This window comes from Pseudarthrobacter sp. NIBRBAC000502771, assembly GCF_006517215.1.
GTDB classification, from domain to species: Bacteria; Actinomycetota; Actinomycetes; order Actinomycetales; family Micrococcaceae; genus Arthrobacter; species Arthrobacter niigatensis.
In genome coordinates this window covers 1412048-1436324 of record NZ_CP041187.1, presented here as the reverse complement: position 1 = coordinate 1436324, position 24277 = coordinate 1412048, and the positions used below count along the sequence as shown (strand labels likewise).

General features: G+C 67.4%; 18 protein-coding genes. 11 read left to right on the top strand and 7 right to left on the bottom strand.

The annotated features are described in order from the left end of the window. Nucleotides 1-311: 311 nt before the first annotated feature. Complete coding sequence (locus NIBR502771_RS06730; RefSeq protein ID WP_141159057.1) at nucleotides 312-1775, bottom strand: amino acid permease; 1464 nt, start codon at nucleotides 1773-1775, stop codon at nucleotides 312-314. Nucleotides 1776-1930: 155 nt separating this feature from the next. On the opposite strand from NIBR502771_RS06730, the gene NIBR502771_RS06725 reads away from it, so the two are divergent. From NIBR502771_RS06725 to NIBR502771_RS06710, 4 genes are all read left to right on the top strand, one after another. Beyond that, entirely contained in the window at nucleotides 1931-2845 is a 915-nt protein-coding gene (locus NIBR502771_RS06725) for a LysR substrate-binding domain-containing protein (RefSeq protein WP_141159056.1), read from the top strand. Nucleotides 2846-3012: 167 nt separating this feature from the next. After that, on the top strand, nucleotides 3013-3438 hold the full coding sequence (panD, locus tag NIBR502771_RS06720; RefSeq protein WP_210411346.1) for an aspartate 1-decarboxylase: 426 nt from the start codon (nucleotides 3013-3015) through the stop codon (nucleotides 3436-3438). Nucleotides 3439-3489: 51 nt separating this feature from the next. Further along, on the top strand, nucleotides 3490-4416 hold the full coding sequence (locus NIBR502771_RS06715; protein ID WP_141159054.1) for an AEC family transporter: 927 nt from the start codon (nucleotides 3490-3492) through the stop codon (nucleotides 4414-4416). 38 nt (nucleotides 4417-4454) lie between these two features. Next, complete coding sequence (locus NIBR502771_RS06710) at nucleotides 4455-5588, top strand: FAD-dependent oxidoreductase (RefSeq protein WP_141159053.1); 1134 nt, start codon at nucleotides 4455-4457, stop codon at nucleotides 5586-5588. Nucleotides 5589-5649: 61 nt separating this feature from the next. Here the strand turns inward: NIBR502771_RS06710 and NIBR502771_RS06705 are convergent, their stop codons facing one another. From NIBR502771_RS06705 to NIBR502771_RS06695, 3 genes are all read right to left on the bottom strand, one after another. After that, nucleotides 5650-7116: an MFS transporter gene (locus NIBR502771_RS06705; protein ID WP_141159052.1), complete on the bottom strand. Its 1467-nt coding sequence runs from the start codon at nucleotides 7114-7116 to the stop codon at nucleotides 5650-5652. Nucleotides 7117-7180: 64 nt separating this feature from the next. Next, nucleotides 7181-9811, bottom strand: a complete 2631-nt coding sequence (locus tag NIBR502771_RS06700) for a trehalase-like domain-containing protein (protein WP_168225723.1) — start codon at nucleotides 9809-9811, stop codon at nucleotides 7181-7183. Between the two features lie 218 nt (nucleotides 9812-10029). Continuing rightward, complete coding sequence (locus tag NIBR502771_RS06695; protein ID WP_141159051.1) at nucleotides 10030-11022, bottom strand: LLM class flavin-dependent oxidoreductase; 993 nt, start codon at nucleotides 11020-11022, stop codon at nucleotides 10030-10032. Between the two features lie 142 nt (nucleotides 11023-11164). On the opposite strand from NIBR502771_RS06695, the gene NIBR502771_RS06690 reads away from it, so the two are divergent. Then, complete coding sequence (locus NIBR502771_RS06690) at nucleotides 11165-12037, top strand: aldo/keto reductase (RefSeq protein ID WP_141159050.1); 873 nt, start codon at nucleotides 11165-11167, stop codon at nucleotides 12035-12037. Between the two features lie 46 nt (nucleotides 12038-12083). Next, the gene (locus NIBR502771_RS06685; protein ID WP_141159049.1) at nucleotides 12084-12782 is read left to right on the top strand and encodes a type 1 glutamine amidotransferase domain-containing protein; all 699 of its coding nucleotides are present in this window, start codon (nucleotides 12084-12086) and stop codon (nucleotides 12780-12782) included. A 92-nt stretch (nucleotides 12783-12874) separates the two neighbouring features. Here the strand turns inward: NIBR502771_RS06685 and NIBR502771_RS06680 are convergent, their stop codons facing one another. Continuing rightward, nucleotides 12875-15208, bottom strand: coding sequence for a chromosome segregation ATPase (locus NIBR502771_RS06680; protein ID WP_141159048.1), 2334 nt, complete (start codon nucleotides 15206-15208; stop codon nucleotides 12875-12877). Between the two features lie 321 nt (nucleotides 15209-15529). Here NIBR502771_RS06680 and NIBR502771_RS06675 point away from each other — a divergent pair, with 321 nt between their 5' ends. After that, nucleotides 15530-16507, top strand: a complete 978-nt coding sequence (locus NIBR502771_RS06675; protein WP_141159047.1) for an ABC transporter substrate-binding protein — start codon at nucleotides 15530-15532, stop codon at nucleotides 16505-16507. A 77-nt stretch (nucleotides 16508-16584) separates the two neighbouring features. On the opposite strand, the gene NIBR502771_RS06670 is transcribed toward NIBR502771_RS06675, so the two are convergent. Continuing rightward, complete coding sequence (locus NIBR502771_RS06670) at nucleotides 16585-17283, bottom strand: maleylpyruvate isomerase family mycothiol-dependent enzyme (RefSeq protein WP_141159046.1); 699 nt, start codon at nucleotides 17281-17283, stop codon at nucleotides 16585-16587. A gap of 328 nt (nucleotides 17284-17611) precedes the next feature. Between NIBR502771_RS06670 and NIBR502771_RS06665 the strand changes: the two genes are divergently transcribed. The 4 genes from NIBR502771_RS06665 (at nucleotide 17612) to catC (ending at nucleotide 21385) form a co-directional block, all read left to right on the top strand. Further along, on the top strand, nucleotides 17612-18985 hold the full coding sequence (locus NIBR502771_RS06665; RefSeq protein ID WP_141159045.1) for an aromatic acid/H+ symport family MFS transporter: 1374 nt from the start codon (nucleotides 17612-17614) through the stop codon (nucleotides 18983-18985). Nucleotides 18986-19060: 75 nt separating this feature from the next. Further along, nucleotides 19061-19981, top strand: coding sequence for a LysR substrate-binding domain-containing protein (locus NIBR502771_RS06660; protein WP_141159044.1), 921 nt, complete (start codon nucleotides 19061-19063; stop codon nucleotides 19979-19981). Beyond that, nucleotides 19978-21078 (top strand): mandelate racemase/muconate lactonizing enzyme family protein, encoded by a 1101-nt coding sequence (locus NIBR502771_RS06655; RefSeq protein ID WP_141159043.1) that lies wholly within the window; start codon nucleotides 19978-19980, stop codon nucleotides 21076-21078. Before NIBR502771_RS06660 ends, NIBR502771_RS06655 begins: the two co-directional genes overlap by 4 nt. A gap of 28 nt (nucleotides 21079-21106) precedes the next feature. Continuing rightward, entirely contained in the window at nucleotides 21107-21385 is a 279-nt protein-coding gene (gene catC / locus NIBR502771_RS06650) for a muconolactone Delta-isomerase (protein WP_141159042.1), read from the top strand. Between the two features lie 5 nt (nucleotides 21386-21390). Here the strand turns inward: catC and NIBR502771_RS06645 are convergent, their stop codons facing one another. Beyond that, the gene (locus tag NIBR502771_RS06645; protein WP_141159041.1) at nucleotides 21391-24222 is read right to left on the bottom strand and encodes an AAA family ATPase; all 2832 of its coding nucleotides are present in this window, start codon (nucleotides 24220-24222) and stop codon (nucleotides 21391-21393) included. Nucleotides 24223-24277: the final 55 nt, after the last annotated feature.

Genomic DNA, 24277 nt, shown 5'->3' with positions numbered 1-24277 from the left:
CGCCCCACAACCACCAACGCCCCATCACCTCCCGCCCCACAACCACCAACGCCCCATCACCTCCCGCCCCACAACCACCAACGCCCCATCACCTCCCGCCCGCAAACCGCCAACGCCCCATCACCTCCCGCCCGCAAACCGCCAACGCCCCATCACCTCCCGTCGAAAGCAACGAACCCTCCCCCACCGAATGTGGGGGAGGGTTCGGCTGGACGCCGCATTATCTGATGGCGCGTTGGGAGAAAGCGGAAAGAACGTGATGGGGCGTTGGGGGAAAACGGGCAGAAGGTGATGGGGCGTCCGGGGAGAAGTCAGGAAAGCGGGCGGTGCAGTTCTGCGAGCTCCTGGTGCCGCGGGCTGTCGGGGTTCATCAGCGAATGCTTGCGTCCATAGCTGAAATAGATCACCAAGCCGATGATCAGCCACACCACGAACCGCAGCCAGGTCTCCCAGTGCAGCTGCAGCATGAGGAAGGCCGAAGCCAGGACACCGAACGCCGGGATCACGGGCATCAGGGGCAGGCGGAACGTGCGGGGAGCATCAGGCCGCTTGTAACGGAAGATGATCACGGAAAGGCAGACGACGACGAACGCGGCCAGGATGCCGATGTTGGTCAGGTCCGCGACTGCCTTGATGGGGAACACGCCGGCCAGGAAGGCGGAGGCGATGCCGCCGATCCAGGTGACGCGCTGCGGGGTGCCGCGGTGGTCCGTCTTGGCGAACCAGCCGGGGAGCAGTCCGTCGCGGCTCATGGAGAACCACACGCGGGTAACGCCCAGGAGGAACGTGAGCATCACGGTGAGGATGGACAGCACGGCGAACACCGAAATGATGGTGGCGATAACCGGCAGCCCCACGGAGGTGAAGGCCGAGGCGAAGCCTGCCTTGGGGTCGATGTCCTTGTAGTTCTGCATGCCGGTGAGGACGAGCGTGGCAGCAACGTAGAGCAGCATGGCGATGATGAGCGAGAGCACGATGGCCTTGGGCATGTGCTTCTTGCCGTCCTTGGCTTCCTCGGCCGCAGTGCTCATGGCGTCGTAACCAAAGACTGCGAAGAAGACGGTGGCGGAGCCTGCCACCACGGGGCCGAAGCCGCTGGGCATGAACGGGTTGTAGTTGTTGGTATCGATGTAGAACACGCCAAGCCCGATGATGAAGAGGATCAGGACCACCTTGATGGCCACGGCTGCCAGCTCGAACCGGCCAAACGCCTTGGTGCCGCGGGACAGGATCCAGGTGACCAGGAGGCAGACCAGGATGGCAGGGATGTTGATGATGCCGCCCTTGCCTTCGTCAAAGGTGGAGGTCATCCAGCTTGGCAGGTGGATGCCGATGCCGGCCAGGAAGGCGTCAAGGTAGCCGGAGATGCCGATCGCCACCACCGCCACGATGGCGATGTATTCCAGCAGCAGGTCCCAGCCGATGAACCAGCCGATGACCTCGCCGAGCGCTACGTAGCCGTAGGTGTAGGCGGAGCCGGCGCGCGGGATCATTCCCGCGAACTCCGCGTAGGACAGGGCTGCGGCCGCTGAGGCCAGCCCTGCGATCAGGAAGGAAATCAGTACCGCGGGCCCCACCCCGGGTGTGCCTTCGCTGCCGGCGGCCACCAGTCCCGCGAGGGAGAAGATGCCGACGCCGATAATTCCGCCAACGCCGATGGCGGTGAGCTGCCACAGGCCAAGGGACTTGAACAGTCCGCTGTGCTTGTTTTCTTCTTCGATGTCATCAATGGGCTTTCGCCGCATGATCGATTGGCTCAAATCTTTGCTGCTCATCAGGAACTCCTGGTTGGGGTGCGACCCCGCCGCGGCACGCCAAGAAACCTGGCTGTGACGGGGGTAACTCGGTTTCAACAGTATGCGTGCGCAATTGCGTTAGATAAAGTGACTACTTCTAACCTATATTCATTAGTTTCAGTTAGGAATTCACCATGCTTGATGTCCGCAGGCTGCGGCTGCTCCGGGAGTTAAGCATCCGTGGGACGCTCGCGGAGGTGGCCGAGGCACTGCAGTACAGCCCGTCGTCGGTATCCCAGCAGCTGGCCCTCCTGGAGAAGGAAGTGGGCGTGGAACTGCTCCGGAAGACCGGGCGGCGGGTGCAACTGACGCCCCAGGCCGAGGTGCTCGTGGCGCACACGGCGCAGCTGCTCGAAACCATGGAGCAGGCCGAGGCGGACCTGGCCGCGTCCCTGACCACGGTGACCGGCACGGTGCGGATCGCGGTCTTCCAGTCGGCGGCGCTGGCGTTGATGCCGGACACGTTGACGCGCATGGCCGCCGCCTACCCCGAGGTGCGGATCGAAATGATCCAGCGCGAGCCCGAGACGGCGCTGCATGAGACGTGGGCGCGGGACTTCGACCTGGTGATTGCCGAGCAGTATCCGGGACACGCGGCCCCTCGCTACCCGGAACTGGACAAGGTGAAACTGACCACTGACGCCATCCGCCTGGCCGTTCCCCCGGCCTCCGGCAGCGGACCCGGGATCCGTTCCCTGGAGGACACGGCAGACCTGGCCTGGGTCATGGAACCGCGCGGCGCCGCTTCGCGCCACTGGGCGGAACAAGCCTGCCGCAGCGCAGGATTCGAGCCCGATGTCCGCTTTGAAACCGCCGACCTGCAGGCCCAGGCACGCCTGATCGAGTCCGGCAACGCCGTGGCCCTGATGCCGGACCTGGTGTGGACGGGCCGCGGCACCACCGCGCAGCTTCTTGAGCTTCCCGGCAAGCCGCACCGCACCATCTTCACCTCGGTCCGCCGCTCCAGCACCCAGCGCCCGGCCATCCTGGCCGCCCGGGAGACCCTGGCTGCGGCTGCCGCGGCGGTGGCAACGGACGACGCCGGGTGACCGGCCGCCGTCGTCCGCGTCCTTCCGTGCGCAGCCACGCCGCCCGGCGTTGCGCAAGTGCGTCCCCTGCGCCCTGAGAACCCGTGCCGGCGCGCAGGCGTGTCCTGGCCCGTATGTTTCGTGCGTCACTGCGGGTAAAGGGGCCGCAGGACTAGACTGGAGCCGTTATGAATCGAACAATGTTCAAGTCCAAAATCCACCGGGCCACCGTCACGCACGCCGACCTGCACTACGTCGGCTCGGTCACCGTTGACCTCGACCTGCTCGAAGCCGCCGACATCCTGCCCGGCGAGCTGGTGTCCATCGTGGACGTCACCAACGGCGCGCGGCTTGAAACCTACACCATCGCCGGCGAGCGCGGTTCCGGCGTCATCGGCATCAACGGTGCAGCGGCGCACCTGATGCACGAGAATGACATCGTCATCCTCATCACCTACGCCGAAATGACCACCGAAGAAGCCAAGGCCTACCAGCCCAAGGTGGTCCACGTCGACCAGGACAACCGGATCATCCAGCTGGGCAATGATCCCGCCGAAGGCCTGACTCCCGGCATGATGCGCCCCCCTTTCGCGCTTAACAACGCCACCCTGTAGCCGGAGCGTGTGTCCCGGTTCCTGCCTCCGCCGTGCCCGAACGGCTGACCCTTGCTAGGGGTGCTGGCGGGATTCTTCGTCGTTTGGTGCATCATCCTGGTGGGTTGGTTCGTGGGCCGGCAGCGGATTCTGGGTGATAACGCCCGCCCCGTCCTGAGCGGCCTGACGTTCTTCGTCGCCAGTCCGGCGCTCCTCTTTGAAACCCTGAGCAAGGCCCGCCTGCAGGAAGTCTTCGCCGAACCGCTCCTGGTCACGGCGGTGGCGGCCATCGCCACGGCCGGGATCTACCTGGTGCTGGCCAGGTTCTGGCTGAAGCGGGCCCTCCCGGAATCGCTGATGTCCGCCATGTCCGCGTCCCTTGCCAACTCGGCGAACCTGGGTATTCCCATCGCGGTATATGTCTTGGGTGATGCGAGCTATGTGGCGCCCCTGCTGATCTTCCAGCTGGCCTTCTTCACGCCAACGTTCCTGATGATCCTGGACTCGAGCACCAGCACGCACCGGACCACGGTTTTGGGCTTCTTCCTGATGATCCTGCGCAATCCGATGATCGTGGGCTCCGGACTGGGGCTGCTGGTGGCAGGCACCGGATTCCAGGTGCCGGCGCTCGTCATGGAGCCGATCCACCTGATTGGCGGGGCCGCGATTCCGGCCATGCTGATGGCATTCGGGATGAGCCTGAACGGCAGCCGCCCGCTGCAGGCCTCCGCCGGCCGGCGCGTGGACACCCTGCTGGCCAGCGGCTTCAAGCTCGCGGTCCAGCCGGCCCTGGCCTACGTCTTTGCCCGCTTCGCGCTCGGGATGGAGGGGCATGCCCTGTTCGCGGTGGTGGTGACGTCCTCGCTGCCCACCGCGCAGAATGTGTTCGTAGCCGCCAGCCGGTACCAGACCGGGCTTACCGTCGCCAAGGACACCGTGCTCATCACCACCGTGGTGGCGGTGCCGGCGATGATCGGCGTGGCACTGCTGCTGGCCTGAGCGCCGGCGAACCGACATAACTGCAGCTTGGAGGGCTGATGAATACTGTGCTGGATACCGTCGTGATCGGCGGCGGGGCCATGGGCTCTGCGGCCGCGTGGGCACTGTCCCGCCGCGGCCGGCAGGTGACGCTGGTGGAACAATTCGGCCCAGGCCACAAGATCGGCGCCTCCCACGGTGCCACCCGTAACCTCAACCCTGGCTACCACCAGCCCGACTACGTGGCCATGCTGGCAGAGGGGCTCGCCCTGTGGGACGAGCTGGAGCAGGACAGCGGCGTGCAGCTGTTGGCTCGCACCGGCGTGGTAGCCCATGGTCCCGGCGGCGACCTCCCCAAGGTTGCCGAGGCCCTCACCGAGGCCGGCATCCGCGCCGAATTCCTGGACCCTGCCGAGGCCGGCGGGCGCTGGCGCGGCATCCGCTTCGACCAGCAGGTCCTGCACATGCCCGACGGCGGCCAGCTCAACCCGGAGGCGGCGCTGCCCGCCTTCCAGCGTCTCGCCTCCGCCCGCGGCGCCGAGATCCGGCACCATACCAAGGTGGTGGACTTCGAGGTGTTCGACGACGGCGTGCGGCTGGGCCTTGAATCCGCTGCGGGCACGGAAGTGGTCACCGCAGCCCAGGCCGTGGTGACCGCCGGCGGCTGGACGGAAAAGCTGCTGGCCAGGGTTGCGGGCACGGGCGCCGCAGCGTTGCGGATCCCGAAGCTGAGGGTGACGCAGGAGCAGCCGGCGCATTTCCGGGTGGCGGACCCCGGCGCGGTGTGGCCCGGCTTCAACCACTATCCCGGCCCGGATTACCAGGGCTGGTACTCCCCCGTGTACGGCATGCAGACCCCCGGCGAAGGCATCAAGGCCGGCTGGCACGGGGTGGGCCCGGTGGTGGACCCGGCCCACCGCGATTTTCTGCCCGAACCAACGCAGCTGGCAGCGCTGCAGGAGTACGCACGGCAGTGGCTGCCCGGCGTGGACCCTGATTCGTTCGAGGCCATCAGCTGCACGTACACCACCACCCCGGACGAGGACTTCATTTTGGACCGGGTGGGGCCGGTGGTGATCGGCGCGGGCTTCTCCGGCCATGGCTTCAAGTTCACCCCGGTGGTGGGGCGGATCCTGGCCGACCTTGCCACCGGGACCCGGCCAGCGCCGTCGATCTTCCGGGCGTCCCGCTAGCGGCGCTGCCACCCAGGGCGGGCGGCGCCGCCGGGCTGGCGTGCCGGTCTGGCGGGATTCCCTAGTCCGGGCTGCCGTCCGCGTTGGTGGGCACTGGCTCCGCGCCGGAATTGCCGTTGTCCTCGGCCTTGACCGCCGGCATGGACAGCACCGCTGCCACCGTGAGGAGGCCGGCCACGAGCGCGGCCAGGAACACGGCACCCGAAGCGCTGATTACCGTGGCGGGGTCGGCCTCCCCACCGCTGCTGCCGCCGTAAATGGAGTTGGCCACGGCGCCGAACACGGCCACGCCCAGGGCACTGCCGATGGACCGGGCGAACATGTTGGTGCTGGTCACCACGCCGCGTTCGTGCCAGGGAACGCTGGACTGGGCGGAAATCAGCGTGGGGGTGGCCAGCAGGCCCAGGCCAAGACCGACGACGAAGCAGCTGACCGCGATCAGCGCCACGTTGGGCGACGACGCCGTCAGCGACAGGATCAGCAGCCCCGCCACGGCTATGGCAATGCCGATCAGGGCGGTGGACTTGAACCCGATCCGCAGGTAGAACTTCCCGGCCTGCGAGGCGCTGAGCGGCCAGCCGAGGGTCAGGGCTGCAAGCGCCAGGCCGGCCACGAGCGGCGAGGAGGACAGGGCGCCTTCGAGGAAGGTGGGCACGTAGGAGGTCAGTCCGATCATCATCGCGCCGACGCCGAAGGACACCAGCGCTGTGGTGGCCAGCAGGCGCCGGGACACCACCCAGGCCGGGAGGATGGGCTCCGCCGCCCGCCGCTCCACCAGGAGGAAGGCCACCAGGAGCACCGCCCCGACGACGAAGACGCCAATGCTGATGGGCGAATTCCAGGCCCACGCCTGGCCGCCCTGCAGCGCACCGAGGATGAGCAGGCCGAGCGATCCGGCCAGGAGGACGGCGCCGGCGTAGTCCACCTTGTGCCTCTTCCGTTCCACATTCTCGTGCAGGGTGCGGACCAGCATCCAGCCTGCCAGCAGGCAGAGCGGCACGTTGACCAGGAAGATGCCGCGCCAGATGCCGAGGGCGGAGAAGACGCCGCCCAGGCTGGGGCCCACCACGGACGAGATGGCCCACACGCTGGCAAGGTAGCCCTGGACCTTGGCACGCTCCTGCAGGGTGTAGATGTCCCCGGCGATGGTCACGGACACGGGCAGCACCGCACCTGCGCCCAGTCCCTGCAGGGCACGGAAAGCGATCAGGGAGGGCATGCTCCACGCCACGCCGCAGAGCACCGAGCCCAGCAGGAACAGGCCGATGCCGGTGAGGATGATCGGTTTGCGGCCGGCCATGTCGGAGAGCTTGCCGTAGATGGGGACGGACACCGCCTGCGCCAGCAGGTATGCGGAGAAAAGCCATGGGAAGGATGCGAAGCCGCCCACGTCCCGGACGATCGAGGGGACCGCCGTGGCCACGATCGTGGAATCGATGGCCACGAGTCCCGTGGACAGCATCAGGGCGATGAGGATCGGCCCGCGGTCGGACCGGAACCCTACTCCCTGGGCGCGGGCGGTCGTCATCAGTCTCGTTTCAGTAAGGTGGATCCCTGTTACCTCCACTCTACGTACCCACAATGGGAGCCGACTATCTCCTGTCCTGGTGTTCGTCCAGCAGCCGGGCACAGCGGATGAAGCCCAGGTGCGAGTAGGCCTGCGGATGGTTGCCCAGGTGGGTCTCGGTGCCGGGGTCGTATTCCTCGGGGAGCAGCCCGGTGGGGCCGAAAAGGTTCACCAGCTGGTCAAACAGGTCCCAGGCTTCATCGATGCGGCCGACGGCCACGTACGCCTCGATCAGCCAGGTGGTGCAGATGTGGAACCCGCCCTCCAGGCCCGGCAGCCCGTCGTCGTACCTGTAGCGGAAGACCGTTGGACCCACCCGCAGCTCCCGCTCCACGGCGGTGACGGTGTCCAGGAAGCGCTGGTCCGTGACGTCCAGCAGGCCGGAGAGGCCGATGTGCAGGACAGCGGCATCCAGGTCCGGGCTGTCGTAGGCAACAGTGTAGGACTTCGCGGACTCGTCCCAGCCCTCCCGGAGCACTTCCGCACGGATCGTGGCTGCCGCCGGCGCCCAGGCCGGGTCCGGCTCCCGGCCGTGCCGCGCCGCGGTCCGCAGCGCGCGGTCCAAGGTCACCCAGCACATCACCTTTGAATACACGTGATGCCGTGCTGCCCGCCGGGCTTCCCAGATCCCGTGGTCCGGTTCATGCCAGCGGGCCAGGACCGCCGAGGCCATCTGGTTCATCAGCTCCCAGTGGTCGTCGGCGAGCGCGTCCTCACGTTCACTCAGCGAGTGGATGAGTTCGGCCACCGGCCCAAAGACGTCCAGCTGGACCTGGTGATCCGCCGCATTGCCGATCCGCACCGGACGGGATCCCGCGTACCCCGGCAGGCTGTCCACCACAGCTTCCGTGGACAGCGGCGCGCCCGTCACCGAGTACAGGGGGTGCAGCCATTCGGGGCCCGGTGCGTGTTCAAGGATCCGGCCCAGCCAGCCCAGGAATCCGGCCGCCTCCGCCGTGGAGCCCAGGTCCACCAGCGCATTGACGGTCATGGAGGCATCCCGCAACCAGCAGTACCGGTAATCCCAGTTCCTGGTCCCGCCAATTCCCTCGGGCAGGGAAGTGGTGGGGGCCGCGAGTACGGCGCCCGTGGGTTCATGCACCAGGGCGCGGAGCACCAGCGCCGACCGCCGTACCAGCGAGGGCTTGACCGATGGCAGGGAAAGGTTCTGCACCCACTGCCGGGCATGGAGCGCCACCCGTGCCCGCCGTTCCGTCTCCCCGCCGGGGTCCGCGGACTGCGGCTCGGTGTCCCCGCAGCGGAGGTTGAGCACCACGGGCCCGTCCTGGAGGTTCACGGACGCCGTTGCCGTGGCATGGCGGCCGTCCGAGGTGATGCTGAACGCGGCGCCCGGCGCGAACAGGATGATGGGCTCCGAGGTGCCCAGCACATGCAGTTCCCCGCCCCGCGCCTCCATGCTGAACGGGGCGTTCGCGTAGTCAGGCCGCGGAGCAAACGTGATCCTGGCTGCGCCGTGGCCCGTCAGCACCCGGACCAGGCTGGTGATGCCTTCCGGTGCAGGCTCCAGGTAGTCGGTGACCGTGACGTCCGCCCAGCGGGTTTCGACAATCATGGTGCTGTCCACGTAGCGCTGCCCCAGCACCTGGGAGGCTTTGACGGGTTCCACCGAGAAGTGCCCGGCGGCATCGCCGCCCAAAATGTGGGCGAACAGGGAACCGGAGTCCGGCAGAGGGTGGCTCATCCAGCAGATCTTCGCGTCGGGCGTCAGCAGCGCGGTGGAGGACCCGTTGCCGATCATCGAGTGGCGTTCAAGGCCCACCGCGTCCTCCCCGAACAGCCACGCCCGCCGCAGTTCGAAGAGGAACGCCAGGACGCGGGCGAAGGATTGGGGGTCGCGGAGGCGGTGCGGGGCTGCCGTCTCGCCCTGGCCCACGTGCAGGCCGAGGTCGGGCCCGGGCAGGGTGGCGATGGCCAGTTCGTCGCTGGCGGCGTCCCCCGCGAACATGGCCGCGCTGGCCCCCAGCCGGGACCTGAGGGTCTCCAATGCCTCGCCCTTGGACGGTTCCACCACGGACAGGTCCAGCACGGAGCCGTCCACGATGAAGAACAGCCCGTGGGCAGCAGCGATCTGCCGGGAAATTTCCGTCACGGTCGCCACCACGTCCGGCCGGGCGGGCCGGGTGTGCACCGAAACTGCCACCGGTTTGCGTTCGATCCAGATGCCCTCGTGGAAGCCGACGGCCTCGTTGAGGGCGGCATTGACCTTCTGCAGGACGGACTCGGTGGCCAGGCTCTGCGCGTGGGCGAACCCCATGTCCGCTTCGGCGCCGTGCGAACCGATAAGGTGCACCTCCGCGGGCAGCCGTGACACCGCTGCCAGGTCACGCAGGGAGCGGCCCGAGATGATCGCCGCATGGGTATTGGGCAGCGCTGCCAGCGCACGAAGCGCAATGGCCGCGCTGCCCAGCGGGAGCGTCTCGGTGGAGATGCCTTCGGCGTCGCACAGCGTTCCGCCGTAATTGCAGGCCACCAGCAGGCTGGGGACGCGGGCCAGCACCTTGAGTTCCGTAAGCAGGGCGGGTGTCAGCCCGTTGTCCGCCGCATCGGACTGGATGAAGGCGCGCAGCATGTCCAGCGGAAGGGACCGTGTGAGCAGCGCGGAATCCGCCACGCTCTGGTTCAATGGCGTCGGCATCCAAAACCCCTTTGAGGCAGGGCCAGGCCGGGAACACAGCCGCACGGATGGTCCGCGGGCTACCGGTTGGCGCCCCGGGGTCCGGGCGGATGACCCGGGGCACATCCCATCCTCAGCCCGGGCAGTTACCCCCGGAAGTCCCCTTCATTGCGTATGTGTAAAAGTCCGGCCGGCCGAGTGGCGTGGCATGCTGCGCACCGGCCGGCAAACCACCGCCGCTACACCCGGACCAGCCCGGCCGCCTCGGCCAGGAGTTCCACGGACCGGAGGCGTGCCTCGGTGCCCGGGCTCTGGTGCGCCACGATGAGTTCGTCGGCGTCGGCGTGCTTACCGAAGCTGTCCAGGTAATCGATGACGGCGTCGGGCGTCCCCACCGCGGAGTACGTCATCATTTGTGCCATGTGCTGTCCCTGGGGCGAGTCCAGGATCATGTCAGCTTCGTCGTCGGTGAACTCGCGGGTGCCCCCACCGAAGAACAGGGAGACGCGAGCCCGCTTGGTGGCCTGGAACATGGCCTGCGCTTCGGAGGCGGCGTCGGCGGCGATCACGTTGACGCCGGCAATCACGTGCGGGGCGTCCAGCTGGGCGGACGGCTTAAACTCGCGCCGGTAGATGGCCACCGCGTCCTGCAGCGCGGCGGGTGCGAAGTGCGAGGCGAACGCGTACGGGAGGCCAAGCTGGGCGGCCAGGCGCGCGCCGAACAGGGACGAGCCCAGGATGTACAGGGGCACATTGGTGCCCTTGCCGGGGGTGGCCTCCACGCCCTGGATCCGGGTGGGACCGGTGAGGTAGCCCTGCAGTTCCAGGACGTCCTGCGGGAAGCTGTCCGCGGACATCGGGTCGCGTCGCAGCGCGCGCATGGTGTTCTGGTCGCTGCCCGGGGCACGGCCCAGGCCCAGGTCAATCCGGCCCGGGTGGAGGGTTTCCAGGGTGCCGAACTGTTCGGCGATGGTCAGCGGGGAGTGGTTGGGCAACATGATGCCGCCGGCGCCCAGCCGGATGCTTTCGGTATGCGCAGCCACATGGGCGATCAGCACGCTGGTGGCGGAAGAGGCGATGGAGGACATGTTGTGGTGCTCGGCGTACCAGACGCGCCGGTAGCCCAGCTTCTCAGCGCTTTGCGCCATGGCCACGCTGCCCGCCAGGCTCTCCGCCGCCGTCTGGCCTTTGCCGATGGTTGCCAGGTCAAGGATGGAGAGGGGAAGAGTCACGTCAGGTGCCGGCCTTTCAGGAACGTTTCGTAAGAGTCGCCCGGCCGGTTCGCGGCGGGCACTTCAGGCATAACGACGGCGGCGGCCGGGTTATTTCTGTGATGTTCGGAATACTCAGCACACTGATGATGTTGCCGCCCCTATGAGCCATGATTCAACGAACCAGCTGGAACTGTCCGCAACCATCGACCTCAAGGACCTGGGTACCGTGCACCGGCTTGGCTTTGGTGCCATGCGCATCGTGGGTGACGGTGTCTGGGGCGAGCCAGCGGACCGCCAGGCGGCCGTGGCCGTGGTGCGCCGCGCCGTCGAACTCGGCGTCGACTTCATCGATACCGCCGATTCCTACGGACCCAACATCAGCGAGGAAATCATCGCCGAGGCCCTGCACCCGTACAAGGAAGGGCTGAGGATCGCCACCAAGGTTGGCTTCACGCGCACCGGGCCCAACAAGTGGGTTCCCGTGGGCCGGCCGGAATACCTGCGCCAGCAGACCGAGCTGAGCCTGCGCAAGCTGAAGGTGGACACCCTGGACCTCCTGCAGCTGCACCGGATCGATCCCAAGGTGGACGCCGAGGAGCAGTTCGGCGTCCTGCGCGAGCTCCAGGACGAAGGCAAGGTCCGTGCACTGGGCCTGTCGCAGGTCAGCGTGGAGCAGCTGGAAGCGGCCGGGAAGCACTTCACCGTGTCCACCGTCCAGAACCGTTACAACCTGACGGACCGCAGCTCGGAGGACGTACTCCGCTACTCCGAAGACAACGGCATCGGCTTCATTCCCTGGGCGCCCATCTCCGCGGGCGAACTCGCCAAGCCGGGCGGCCCGCTGGATGAGGCGGCCAAGCGCCTCGGCGCCACCACCTCCCAGGTGGCCCTGGCCTGGCTGCTGCGCCGCTCCCCCGTGATGATGCCCATTCCCGGAACGGGCTCCGTGCAGCACCTCGAAGAGAACCTGGCCGCCGCGGGCATCACGCTCGACGACGCCACGTACGCTGAGCTTGAAGCAGCAGGAAAGTAGCAAGCGGCTTCCAGCCACTCACGTCAGCTAAGACAGGAGAAACACCATGGCAAACATCTTGATGGTCGTATCGGCCGCAGATTCCCTCACCATGAAGGACGGCAGCGAACACCCCACCGGCTACTGGGCGGAGGAACTGGTGGTATCCCACCAGACCCTGACCGATGCCGGCAACACGGTGCACATCGCCACCCCCGGCGGCAGGAAGCCCACCGTGGACCAGGTCAGCCTGGCGGCAGAGTCGGCGGGCGGCGAGGAACGGGCGCAGGGCTTCCGGGACTACATCGCAAAGATCGACGGCGAGCTGGCGCACCCGCTGGTCCTGGCCGACGTCGACATTGCTGCCTACGACGCCGTGGTGATGCCCGGCGGCCACGGCCCCATGGCGGACCTGTACAAGGACGCCGACCTGGGCCGCATCCTGGTGGCTGCCAACAAAGCCGGCAAGGTCATCGCCCCGTTCTGCCACGGCCCAGCGGGGCTTCTGAGCGCAACGGACGACGACGGCGGGTTCACTTTCAAGGGCCGGCGCCTGACGGTCTTCACCAACGAGGAAGAACTTGGCGGCGGCACCGGGGAGAACACGCCGTGGCTGGTGGAGGACGCCCTCAAGGACAAGGGTGCCGTCATCGAGAACGGCCCGGCCTGGTCCTCCAACGTGGTGCGGGACGGCAACCTCATCACCGGGCAGAACCCGCAGTCCAGCGAGGATGTGGCCAAGGAAGTGCTCGCGGCACTGTCCTAGGCAACAGGCCGTGACGCACTAAAGAGGGGACCAGCCCACCGGGCTGGTCCCCTCTTTGTGTCGCATGCCGTCTGTGGTTGGCTTCCAGTGGATTAGGCGGCGCAGCCCCCCAGCGCTATCGTTCCGTCGATGGCACGGATCTGCTGTTGTACGGTGCCGAGTTGGGACTGCAGCCCTGCGACGACGTCCTTTTGGGCCTTGATGTCGGCAGTGTTCTGCTTCTTTTGGGCCTGCAGCGTGGCCAGCTTCTGCTGCGCCGCCGAGAGCTGCTGGTCCAGGCCGGTCAGCTGGCCCTGCAGCATTGCGAGGTTTGCTTCCGCGGTGCTGATGTCACCGTTTAGCTGGTTGAACTGCTGCAGCAAGGGTGCTACCCGGGTTTGCAAGGACAGAATCTCGGACTCCTTGGCGGTAACTTGGCCGTTGAGTCCGGTGATCTGCAAGGCCAAGCTGTCGGCCAGGTTGTTGAGGGCCGTGAGTTCCACTTCCTTGGCCGTTACTGCAGTGTTGGCTGCGGTAACGGCCGCCTGGAGCGCTGGGAGCTGGTCCTGCAGCGCGCCCAGCTCTGCCTGCTTCTGCTGGACGGCGTTATTCGCGGCGGCCAAATCCGTTTGGGCCTGGGTCAGGGCTTCATTCTTCGATTCCAGGACTGCTTTCTGGTCGGTCACCGCCTGCTGCGCCTGCTGGAAGTCAGAAGCAAACCCAGGCAGCGCGGCTTCCAGGCCCTTGACTGTCTGCTGCTGGGCTGTAACGGCGGCTGCTGCATCATCGGCTGCCTTTTGGAGGTCCGGCAACTGGTTTTGCATGGACGTCAGCTCCGCCTGCTTGGTGATGATTGCTGCGTTGGCCTGGTTCACTGCATCCTGCAGGCCGGGCACCTGGGCCTTGAGCGCGGCCATATCGGCTTCCTTGGCCGCGACGGCTAAGTTCGCGGCGGTCAGGGATGCCTGCAGCGGCGCCGCCTGCTGTTGCAGCGTGCTGCTTTCCTGCTGCCTCGTAAGGAGCTGCGCATTCAGCGCGGTGACCTGGCTGTTCAGGGTTGCCAAATCACCCTGGAGGCCCGAAATCTGGGTGCTCTTGTCCGCGATCTGGTTGTTTACGAGGGCCAGTTCGTCTGACTTGGACTTACGCAGATCCTGAAGCGCCTTCTTCTCCTCGCTGGTTCCCTTGATGGCGGCGATCTGCTTGGTGATGGCGTCAATCTGGGACTGCAGTGAAGCGGCGTTGTCCTGAAGCGTCTTGAGGTCGCTCTGGGCTGCGGCCAGTGCAGACTGCTTCGATGAGATTTGGCCGTTGAGCGTGGCGATCTGCCCCTGCAGTGCGGCCACCTGGGCATTGGCTGCGTTTACCTTTGCCATCTGGTCGTCGTAGGCCTTCTGGGCGGCCGCGGCAGTTGCCTGCAGTGTGGTGAGGTCGCCTTGGGCTGCGGTGAGCGCGGCATTCTTGGCATCCAGTGCAGCTTTCGCATTGTCAGCGTCGCCCTGCAGTGTGGCCAGGTCAGACTGGGCGGCTGCGATCTGTCCCTGCTTGTCCGTAACCGCATTCGTGGCGGCCGTTGCAGCTGCCTGGAGGTTTGCCAGTGTCTGCTGGGCTGCGGCCACCTGGTCCTTTTGGGCCTGGAGCGCCCCCGCCGCGGTGCTTCCGGCGGCTTCCAATGCCCTCAGGTCCGCCTCCGCCTGGGTGACCTGCAGCTGTGCGGCGCTCACCGCTGAGGCTGCCTGTTGCGCCTGGGAAGACAGTGCAGCAAGGTCGGTTTGCGCCTGCTGGATCTGGGCCGCCTTCGCGGCAACGTCGGCGGTTGCCGTGGCTGCCGACTGCTTCAGCTCCTCCAGTTGGGCCTGCGCTGCGGCCAGGGCCTGCGCGTTGTCAGCCTGCTTGGCAGCGAGGTCTGCGGCCTGTGCCTTTAGCCCATCGGCGGCGGTCTGCGCCGCCGTCAGTTGCTCCTGCAGCGGTACCAGCGCGTTTTGAACGTCCGCCTGCTGGCTTCGCAGGGCGGCGAGGTCGCCCGTTGCCTGCGCAACCGCTCCGGACTTGGCAGTGACCAGGGGGCCCAGCTGGTCCACCTCAGCCTGGGCGGCGGCTGCGTCCTTGTCGAGCTGGGTTGCCTGGGCATCCATGGCGGCCAGCGTCTTGTCCGCCGCCGCGATGTCCGCTGTCAGAGCGTCAGCCCTGGATTGGAGCGTTGCTTTCTCGGCCTGCAGCGCCAGGATGATGTCGGCGTTCTTCCTGGCCGCGGCCTTCAGGAGGTTTTCCTGAACGTTGCCGCGGTGCGCCAGCTGGTTCACCACCCCGTTGCAGATTCCGGTGACCGTGCCGGTGGCTGCAACCGCGGGCTGGACCAATACCATGCTGGTGGTGAGCAGCCCGGGAAGGATGACGGCGGCGGCAAGGCGTCGGGACAAGGGGGACTTGGACGGGGAAGTGCGCATGCGAGCTCCTGGTGAGACCTTGGCGGCGGACCACTCTGGCCGCCTCATAGCCCAACCGTAGGTTCCCGTCCAGGGGGAGAACACGCGTAATCACCACTTGTCTTTCTTGCCCGAGTACTCGCTTTCTGCTGGATGCGTGACAGGCGCGTATCCGGCTGGGTCACGGGTGGCGAATATGACCGCCGCGGTCCTCCGGTGAACTGCCGTTACTCCCTGTATCCCCGGGTGTCGCGGCCTTTGATTCCACCGCGGAGGCTGCCGGATAGTGGCTGCAACGCGCACATCCCGCTGCATCTTCCACCCTCGTTCCAAGGAGGAACCATGGCCATCACCACCAGGCCGGCCGCCGTCGTGGCCCTTGCCGTTTCAGCACTGCTGGGACTGGCTGCCTGCTCCGACCCCGGCGCTTCGGCGGCGACAGCACCGTCGTCGTCCGCCACAAACACTGCCGGCAAGACCTTCAACCTGTCCCCGGAGCAGGACCGCTTCAAAGTCGCTGCGGACCCCGCCGCTGCCGCACTGGTCCCCGAGGCCATCAAGGCCGATGGCAAACTCACCGTGGTGACCACGGGCGGCGCGGCGCCGCTCAGCCTCTTCGCCACGGACAACAAGACCCTGATCGGCAGCGAGGTGGACATCGCCTACGCCGTGGGCGAGTCACTGGGCCTGCAGGTGGAGGTCCTGCCCGTGGCGTGGGCGGACTGGCCGTTGGGCATCGAATCGTCCAAGTACGAGGCCGTGCTGTCCAACGTCACCGTCACCGAGGCACGCAAGGAAAAGTTCGACTTCGCCACCTACCGCAATGACCTCCTGGGCTTCTATGCCAAGAGCGGTTCGGACATCGGGGAAATCAAGGAGGCCAAGGACGTGGCCGGCAAGAGGATCATCGTGGGCTCCGGCACCAACCAGGAGGCCATCCTGGTGCGCTGGGACGAGGAGAACAAGAAGAACGGCCTGGCGCCGGTCCAGTTCCAGTATTACGACGACGACTCCGCCTCGAGCCTGGCCCTTCAGTCGGGCCGTGCTGACCTGACGTTCGGCCCCAACGCGGCTGCCGCGTACAAGGCGGCGCAGGACGGAAAGACGAAGCAGGTGGGCACGTTGAACGGCGGCTGGCCGCTGACGGCGCAGATCGCCTTCACCACCAAGAAGGGCAACGGCCTGGCGGTGGCCGCCCGGGCTGCGCTGAACCACTTGATCGAGGATGGCACCTACGCCAAAATCCTGGACCGCTGGGGCCTCTCCTCCGAGGCCATCCAGAAGTCCGAACTGAACCCGGCGGGCCTGCCGAAGAAATAGGCGTCCCGCCGACGATGGAATCCCCGCCGGGTGTCCCCAGCAATCCGCTGGTGCCCGGCGGGGATTCTTCTTTGGCTTTACCAGGCCGGCAGCACGGGCACCGGGCCTGCCGCCTCAACATCTTCGGCGTCGCCGCGTGCCAGCCATTTCAGGAGGCCCTCCCGGTCCGACTCAACCCGCAGGCCGCCGTCACCGATCACCCACTCGTCGCGTTCCTCGGTAACCAGCGTCATCCCGGGCGCGCCCTTGGCCCGCATGGCACGTACCACGGCCTCAATGGCGTTCAACAGCGAATCGGGGTCGGCCTCCTCGATGGTCCACGCGGTGTCCAGGTCATGGTGGTGCACCACCACCTCGGCAATCCGCAGCGCCACTATGGAGGTTGCCGGCAACTCCCGGCCACCCACTTTTACTTCCGATGCCACAAGATCCCCGGTCAACCGCTGGGCTTCACCGGCGAAAGCGGCGGCCGAGTCCCGCACTTCAGCCAGGAGTTCCTCCCGCGGCAGGGCCGCAACGGCGGCAATGGCCTGCGAGCGCGCTTCAGGGGACGCGTACAGCTGGCGTTCCTCCCCGGACGTGGCCCAGTCGATCAGCCCAACCAGGGCACGTCCGCTGGATGCGACGTGCCCGATGACCTGGGCACGGGTCCACCCTTCACACAGTGAAGGGGCAGCCAGTTCTTCATCGGACAAGGAGGAGACCGTGGCAAGGAACATGTCCGTCTCCCGGCCCAGGCGGGACAGGTCTGAGTGCAGCCGTGCTGGATTGATCATTCCGCCAGCCTAACCGGGGCGCCATACCCCCGGCCATGGTTGCGGGCCTCCTGGTTCATACCGGCCGCGTATGGACTAAGACCGGCCCGCCAGCCACCGCCGGAAAGCCGCAGCCGCCGGGCGCATTGGTCCTGTTCCGCCGGATCCATCGCAAATACAGCCCCTTTGATATGCGGAAACTGCCCAATGCACCCCGGGCGCGAAACCGGGGATTCCCCTCATATGCCGCGCGTCACATTGCCTGTCAGGCTGGGTTGCCGAGGCCCCGGCGCGGATCCATTCGGATGCCGCATCACCTCCATACCCGCCCCCTGAAAGGACCTGCGCCATGACGCTGCCGCACCCCCAATCAACAATCTCCGGAAACCCGGGAAAGGAGACCCGGACAGCCAACTGGGTGGCTTTCGTCATCTGCGCCGCGCTCCTTTTCGATGGGTACGACCTGGTGGTCTACGGCACCGTCCTTCCGGGACTGCTCGCGGACGCGGGCCAAATCGGTCATTTCGATGCGGCCACGGCCGGGCTCCTGGGGTCCTGGGCCCTCATTGGCGTGCTGGTGGGGTCGCTGGCATGCGGTGCCATCGGTGACTTCTTCGGCCGCCGCCGGCTGATGCTCGCGGGCATCGCCTGGTTCTCCCTGGGCATGTTCGCCACCGCCCTGGCCACGGATGTCACCGCCTTCGGCGCCCTCCGGTTTGCCACGGGCCTGGGCCTGGGCGTCGTCATCGCCAGCGCCGGCGCCACGATGGCCGAGTTCGCACCTGCGGGACGTCGGCAGTTCTACAACGCGATCGTGTACTCCGGGGTCCCCGCGGGCGGCGTGCTGGCGTCCGTCCTGGGCATCGCGTTCCTGGACAGCATCGGCTGGCGCGGCCTGTTTGTCATAGGCTCCCTGCCCCTCCTGGTCATCCTGCCCATTGCCTGGCGGAAACTTCCGGAATCCCCGCGGTGGCTGCTGGCCCGGGGCCGGGAAGAGGAAGCGCTGGCCGCTGCCTGGCGCACCGGGGTCCCGCTCGCCGAAGAGCAAGTAATCCGGGAAGCCGGCGCCGCCCCGCAGAAGTCCGGGTTCGCCGCCGTCTTTTCCCGCCAGTTCGCCGTGGCATCCATCCTGCTGGGCCTGATGTCCTTCTGCGGGCTCCTCCTGACCTACGGGCTCAACACCTGGCTGCCCAAGATCATGGAGGGCTACGGCTACGGACGCACCTACGCCCTCTTCTTCCCGCTGGCACTGAACCTCGGTGCCGTGGTGGGCGGTCTGGTCGCCTCCCGGATGGCCGACCGGAACGGACCGCAGCGGGTTATCGCTGCCACGTTTGCCCTCGCCACCATTTCCCTGGGACTGATGACCTTCAGCTTCCCGCTGCCGCTGCTCTTCACCTTCATCGCCACCGCCGGGGTGGGAACCCTGGGCACCCAGGTGCTGGTCTACGGTTTCCAGTCCAACTACTTCACCACCAATGCCCGTGCAGCCGGGGTCGCCTGGTGTGCCAGCGTGGGCCGGCTGGGCGGGGTCCTGGGTCCGATCATCGGCGGCTGGCTGGCAGCGGCGGGGATCGGCGGGGCAACAGCCTTCTACATCTACGGCGCGGTGGCCCTGCTTGGCGGCGCCGTCACCATCCTGGTACCACGCCAGCACAAGCTCGAAGAAGCCCTGCCCCGGGCCGAAGAGCGGAAAGATTACGTCGAAAAAGTATCTAAGTAGGGCCTTTTATGGTTATTCTATGAATCAATGAGGCTGCGCCGCGCCCTCCCCGACCCGCTGGAAAGGTGGCACCGGATGGAAATCCGCCAGCTTAACTACTTCATCGCGGTGGCGGAGGAGCGGCACTTCGGCAGGGCGGCAAAGCGCCTCCACATGGCGCAGCCGCCCCTGTCCCAGCAGATCCGCCAGCTGGAAGACCAGCTGGGCGTCCAGCTCCTCAACCGCACCACCCGCCGGGTGGACCTGACGGCGGCGGGCCAGCTCCTGCTGGACCGCGGCCGCCAGATCGTCAACGACGTCGAGACGCTCCGCGCGGATGTCTACCAGGTGGGCAAGGGCGCCACCGGCGTCCTCCGGGTGGGGTTCTCCGGCTCGGCAACCTACGGCGTCATGCCGCGGATCGCGCGGCTCACCAAACAGGTCCTTCCCGGCCTGTCGCTGGCACTGAACGGAGAGATGCTGACGCCGTCCATGGAAGCGGGGCTGCGCAACGGGACCTTGGACGCGGCACTGCTGCGTCCACCCGTTGCCTCCGAGGAAATCGACTACCGCGTGGTCACCCAGGAGCCACTCGTCGTCGCGCTTCCCTCCTTCAGCGCGCTGGCGGTGGACCGGCCCGTGGCCATGCACGAACTGCAGGACCAGGACTTCATCGCCTATGCACCGGAGTCCGTGCTGAACCGCATTACCTCGGACCTCTGCCGGCAGGCAGGTTTCCAGCCGCGGATCGCGCAAGTGGTTGGTGAGACCTCCACCATGCTGGCGTTCGTGGCCGCGGGCGGCGGCATCGCCGTCATGCCGTCCAGCGTGCGCGCCTTCCAGCTCGAAGGCGTCGCATACCGGGAGATCGACAATGCTCCCCCGGTGGAACTCGCCGTCGCCTGGCTGCGCGGCCACCGGTCCGCCCTGCTGCAAAACTTCCTGGACATTGTGGCCACGGCAACCGCTGATGCCGCCACCCCCGCTCCCGCTGATGAAAGGCTCCTCCCATCATGAAGATCGCAGCCATCGAGGCGATCCCCTACTCGATCCCGTACCGCCACCCGCTCCATTTCGCCTCCGGCTCCGTGCACGAGGCCGACCACGTCCTGGTCCGTGTCCACACCGACGACGGCGTGGTGGGAACCGCAGACACCCCGCCCCGCCCGTACACCTACGGTGAGACGCAGAAGTCCATCGTCGCGGTGGTGCAGGATGTCTTCGCCCCGCAGCTGGTGGGCATCGACGTCTTTGACCGGGAAAAGATCCAGGCAGTGATGGCGCGGACCATCCACAACCAGACGGCCAAGGGCGCGGTGGACATTGCCGTGTGGGACGTCATCGGCAAGACCCTGGGGCAGCCCGTGACCAAGCTGCTGGGCGGCTACACCGACTCGCTGCGCGTCTCCCACATGCTCGGATTCAAACCCGCCCGGGAACTCCTGGCCTTGGCCCTGGAGTTCCGGGAAACCTACGGCATCAACACCTTCAAGCTGAAGACCGGCCGCCGTCCGCTGAACCTGGACATCGAGGCCGCCAAAGTGCTGCGGGAAGGCCTGGGCGAGGACGCCGAGCTGTACATGGACGCCAACCGCGGCTGGACAGCCAACGAGGCCGCCGAGGTGCTGCGCCGTACTGCCGACCTCGGCCTGCAGTTCCTTGAGGAACCGGATGACGCCCGCGAAGTCCTGGGCCGCCGCCGGCTGGTCACCAACTCCCCCATCCCCATCGCCGCCGACGAATCCGCCGCCAACCTGGGCGAGGCGGCCCGCGAAATCCTCACCGGCGGGGCCAACCTCCTGTCCGTCAAGACCGCCCGGTCCGGCTTCACCGAAGCCGCCAAGATCGTTGGCATGGCCGAGGGCATGGGCATCGACGTCTACATCGGCAACCAGATCGACACCCAGGTGGGCACGGTGGCTTCCGTGGTGTTCGGCGCCGCCTTCGCCCACACCGCCAAGCGTGCGGCCGAGCTGTCCAACTACCTCGATATGACCGATGACCTGCTGGCCCGGCCACTGGCCATCACGGACGGCCGGATCCACGTGCCCGAGGGCCCCGGCGCGGGCACGGACGTGGACGACGACAAGCTCGCCCACTACCGCACCGACTGACACCCACCCCTTCCACCGAGAGGTCACCATGAAGTACCTGGTCCACATGGACGTCAACCTGCCCGCCGGCATGCCCGCCGAAGAAGCCGCCGGAATCAAGGCCAAGGAGAAGGCCTACTCCCAGGAGCTGCAGCGCTCCGGCAAATGGCCCGAAATCTGGCGCGTGGTGGGCGAATACGCCAACTACTCCATCTTCGACGTCGAATCGAACGACGAACTGCACGGCATCCTGCAGGACCTTCCGCTGTTCCCGTACATGGATATCACTGTGGTCCCGCTGGCCAAGCACCCTTCGGATGTGAAGTAGCCGGGTCAGTCCTTGGCCCGGAACGCCGCCGCGAGTTCGCTGCGGGACCGGATTCCCATCTTCCGGTACAGCCGCGTGAGGTGGTACTGCACCGTCTTTTCGGCCAGGAAAAGGGCCCTGGCCGCTTCCTTGTTGGTGGCGCCGGCAGCCACCAGCTCGGCCACGGCCTGTTCCTGGGCCGTGAGCTGTTGATGGTGGCCGCCCACAGAGGAGAGCACCGGGTCCGCCGGGTCCGGCAGGTTCCCCACGTCCAGGCCAGTTGCCTTCAGCTCGCGGTCGCACCGTTCCACGTAGGTGGCCGCGCCGAGGGTGTCATACAGGTCCCGCGCCGCCCGCAGCACCGATGAGGCCAGGCGCCGCTTTCCGGCCCGGCGCATGCTTTGCCCGAACGCGAAACTGATCCGCGCCCGCAGATAGGGGCGGTTGAGCCCGCGAAGGTGCCCCAGCGCCGCCTCGAAATACTCCCTTGCCGTGTCCGGATCCCCCTGCGCGGCCAGCAGCCGGCCCCTGGCCCACGCCACGCGGGCCAGATCGGACGGGACTTCCCGCTCACGGTGCACTCCCTCAAACGCGGTGAGGAACGTGTCCGCGGCATCGAGCTTGTCCGTCATCACCAGAGCGTTGACGTAGGTGTCCTGCCACGGCCAGAAGGACACGCGCTGATCGGTCCACGGGTCCAGCTCAGTCAGCGGCTGCAGGGCGGCCAGGGCACTTTCATAGTCCGCCCTCGCCTCGTGGAAGCGGGCGCGCGCCAAGCTGGCCGGGACCTGCATGGCCCGGTAGGTTCCCGGCTGCACCGCGGCCTGCGAAACGTAGTAGCGTGCCCGGTCCCAGTCGCCGCGCATGGACCACAGCTCGGCGGCCGTCCAGTACAGCAGCGGCCGGATCAGCGGCATCCGCGAGCTCTCCAGCCGGACGCCTGCCCGGGAGATGGTGGCGGCGGCCGCGTCCCAGTTGCCCAGCACAAGGTGGGTGCGTGCCAGCCAGGCCTCGGCCCACAGGGAGATCCGCAGCGATCCTCCGCGGTACTCCGTGGGGGCGGCCGACTCAAAATTCACCAGCGCGGATTCTGCGTTGTCCAGGCGCAGGGCCAGCCAGCCGGCGCCCATCTGCACGCGCTGCTTCTGGGCATTCTCGGCCGCCTGGGCCGAGGCCCGCTGGTAGGAGGCCTCGGCGTCCGCTATCCGCCCCTGGGCATAGAGGCCCAGGCCGTAGATGGCCTCCGACTCGATGTGGGCCGGAGTTCCGGGTTCGGTCAGGGCCATCGCGCGTTCGGCCCAGCCGGTGATCATCGGACCGTCCCACGAGGCCACCCCATGGAGGACGAAACGCTGGGCCACCTGCGCTGCCGCGGCGGGTTCATGCTGCGGATTGCTGGTCCGCCAGGCCATCTCCAGTTGGCTTTGGGCGCTGTCATTCTGGCCGGACACAGTGGACAGGTACCCCAGCACCGAGGACCGCAGGGGCGACGGCGGCAGGGCATCCACCGCCCCCGCCCAGGCCTGTGCCTGGGCAACATTGCCGGAACCCACCAGGGCGTCGACGGCTTTCAGGAGCCGGAGGTTCCGGGCGCGGACATCGGGGGACAGCCGCGAGGCGGAGAACAGTGCGGTGGAGGCATCCTGCCATGCGCCGACCGTGGCCTGCCGCCGCGCGAACCCTTCCAGTTCCGCGGCCAGGGTTTCGTCTGCGGCCGGGGTGGCGGCAACGCGGTGGCCCAGCTGTTCGCCCTCGGACTGGACAGCCTCGGCGGCCTTCCGGTGCAGGGCAACGCGCCGGCTGGGGACGATCTGTTCGTAGACGGCTTCCGCGGTGCCGGGCTCCAGGAAGGCGACGGCGGAGCGGGACTGGTCCACGGACAGTCCCAGCAGCCCGGCCCGGTGCCCCTCATCGAGTGCCGGCATGACGGATTCCAGGCCGCCTACCTTGGCCACCTCAGCCAGGCCGGCGCCGGGACCGAGCACCGCAGCGGCCTCGGCGGCGGCCACCAGCGCGGGGGACGCGGCCGCCAGGACGCTGCGGACCCTGGCGCGCACCCGGGAAGTAGGCGGCAGGGAAGGGAACCACGACTGCCACGTCTCAGGCGGCAGCTCACGGAGCAGCTCCACGATGGACTGGGCTGTCCCGCCGGTGTGCGTCACCAGGCCATGGGCCGCCGTCGCGCTGAGGTCCAGGCCGAACAGGCTCCGTGCCACGTCCTGGACCTGCTGCGGCGAGAGGGGTTCCAGCGGAATGCGCACTACCTGGTGGCCGGTGAGGAAGTCGAGCACGCCGGCGGGGACGCGGGGCGCGTCTACAGGGTTGAGGGTCAGCAGGAACAGGACCCGTTTGTCGTGCAGCCTGCGCATGACGAAGGTGAGGATGCGCAGGCTTTCCTCATCGAGCTTGTGGACGTCGTCGACGGCGACCACCACGCTCCCGTGCGTCTGCAGGCCTTCGAGATGGGTGCTGAGGGTGGAGGCGTAGTTGACCACCTGGTCAGGGGTCAGGGAGGCGACGGGCCCCGGCGCCAGGGCCGGGCCGCCGTCGTAATCCTTTGCCGTCCGGAGTGGCAGGGTCCGCATGAGCTGGGAGTAGCCTGCCAGGGCGAACTGCGCCTCCCAGTCGTCGCCCATGGCGGACAAGACGCGGACGCCACGGGCGGCCGTCCTGCAGTGGTCAAGGAAGAGTTCCAGGAGCGCGGTTTTTCCGGACCCGGACGGCCCGGACAGGACGACGGTTCCCACCTTGCCCTTGCGGACGGTGCGGAGGATTTCCAGCAGCTGTTCGAACGCCGCCGCCCGGCCCGCCAGCGGGAAGTCTTCCGCGATCTCGCCCTGGGTGGAGCCCGCTGTCATGGCCGCAATCCTACCGGAGCGGCCCGGGCGCCCCTGGTGCCGTGGGTCCAGCACC

Excerpts from the sequence above, each read along its gene's own strand:
- NIBR502771_RS06710 (WP_141159053.1), top strand. The coding sequence starts at position 4,455 with ATGAATACTGTGCTGGATACCGTCGTGATCGGCGGCGGGGCCATGGGC.
- NIBR502771_RS06700 (WP_168225723.1), bottom strand. The coding sequence starts at position 9,811 with ATGCCGACGCCATTGAACCAGAGCGTGGCGGATTCCGCGCTGCTCACA.
- NIBR502771_RS06730 (WP_141159057.1), bottom strand. The coding sequence starts at position 1,775 with ATGAGCAGCAAAGATTTGAGCCAATCGATCATGCGGCGAAAGCCCATT.
- NIBR502771_RS06680 (WP_141159048.1), bottom strand. The coding sequence starts at position 15,208 with ATGCGCACTTCCCCGTCCAAGTCCCCCTTGTCCCGACGCCTTGCCGCC.
- NIBR502771_RS06705 (WP_141159052.1), bottom strand. The coding sequence starts at position 7,116 with ATGACGACCGCCCGCGCCCAGGGAGTAGGGTTCCGGTCCGACCGCGGG.
- NIBR502771_RS06655 (WP_141159043.1), top strand. The coding sequence starts at position 19,978 with ATGAAGATCGCAGCCATCGAGGCGATCCCCTACTCGATCCCGTACCGC.
- NIBR502771_RS06660 (WP_141159044.1), top strand. The coding sequence starts at position 19,061 with ATGGAAATCCGCCAGCTTAACTACTTCATCGCGGTGGCGGAGGAGCGG.
- catC (WP_141159042.1), top strand. The coding sequence starts at position 21,107 with ATGAAGTACCTGGTCCACATGGACGTCAACCTGCCCGCCGGCATGCCC.
- NIBR502771_RS06665 (WP_141159045.1), top strand. The coding sequence starts at position 17,612 with ATGACGCTGCCGCACCCCCAATCAACAATCTCCGGAAACCCGGGAAAG.
- panD (WP_210411346.1), top strand. The coding sequence starts at position 3,013 with ATGAATCGAACAATGTTCAAGTCCAAAATCCACCGGGCCACCGTCACG.
- NIBR502771_RS06725 (WP_141159056.1), top strand. The coding sequence starts at position 1,931 with ATGCTTGATGTCCGCAGGCTGCGGCTGCTCCGGGAGTTAAGCATCCGT.
- NIBR502771_RS06690 (WP_141159050.1), top strand. The coding sequence starts at position 11,165 with ATGAGCCATGATTCAACGAACCAGCTGGAACTGTCCGCAACCATCGAC.
- NIBR502771_RS06685 (WP_141159049.1), top strand. The coding sequence starts at position 12,084 with ATGGCAAACATCTTGATGGTCGTATCGGCCGCAGATTCCCTCACCATG.
- NIBR502771_RS06675 (WP_141159047.1), top strand. The coding sequence starts at position 15,530 with ATGGCCATCACCACCAGGCCGGCCGCCGTCGTGGCCCTTGCCGTTTCA.
- NIBR502771_RS06645 (WP_141159041.1), bottom strand. The coding sequence starts at position 24,222 with ATGACAGCGGGCTCCACCCAGGGCGAGATCGCGGAAGACTTCCCGCTG.
- NIBR502771_RS06670 (WP_141159046.1), bottom strand. The coding sequence starts at position 17,283 with ATGATCAATCCAGCACGGCTGCACTCAGACCTGTCCCGCCTGGGCCGG.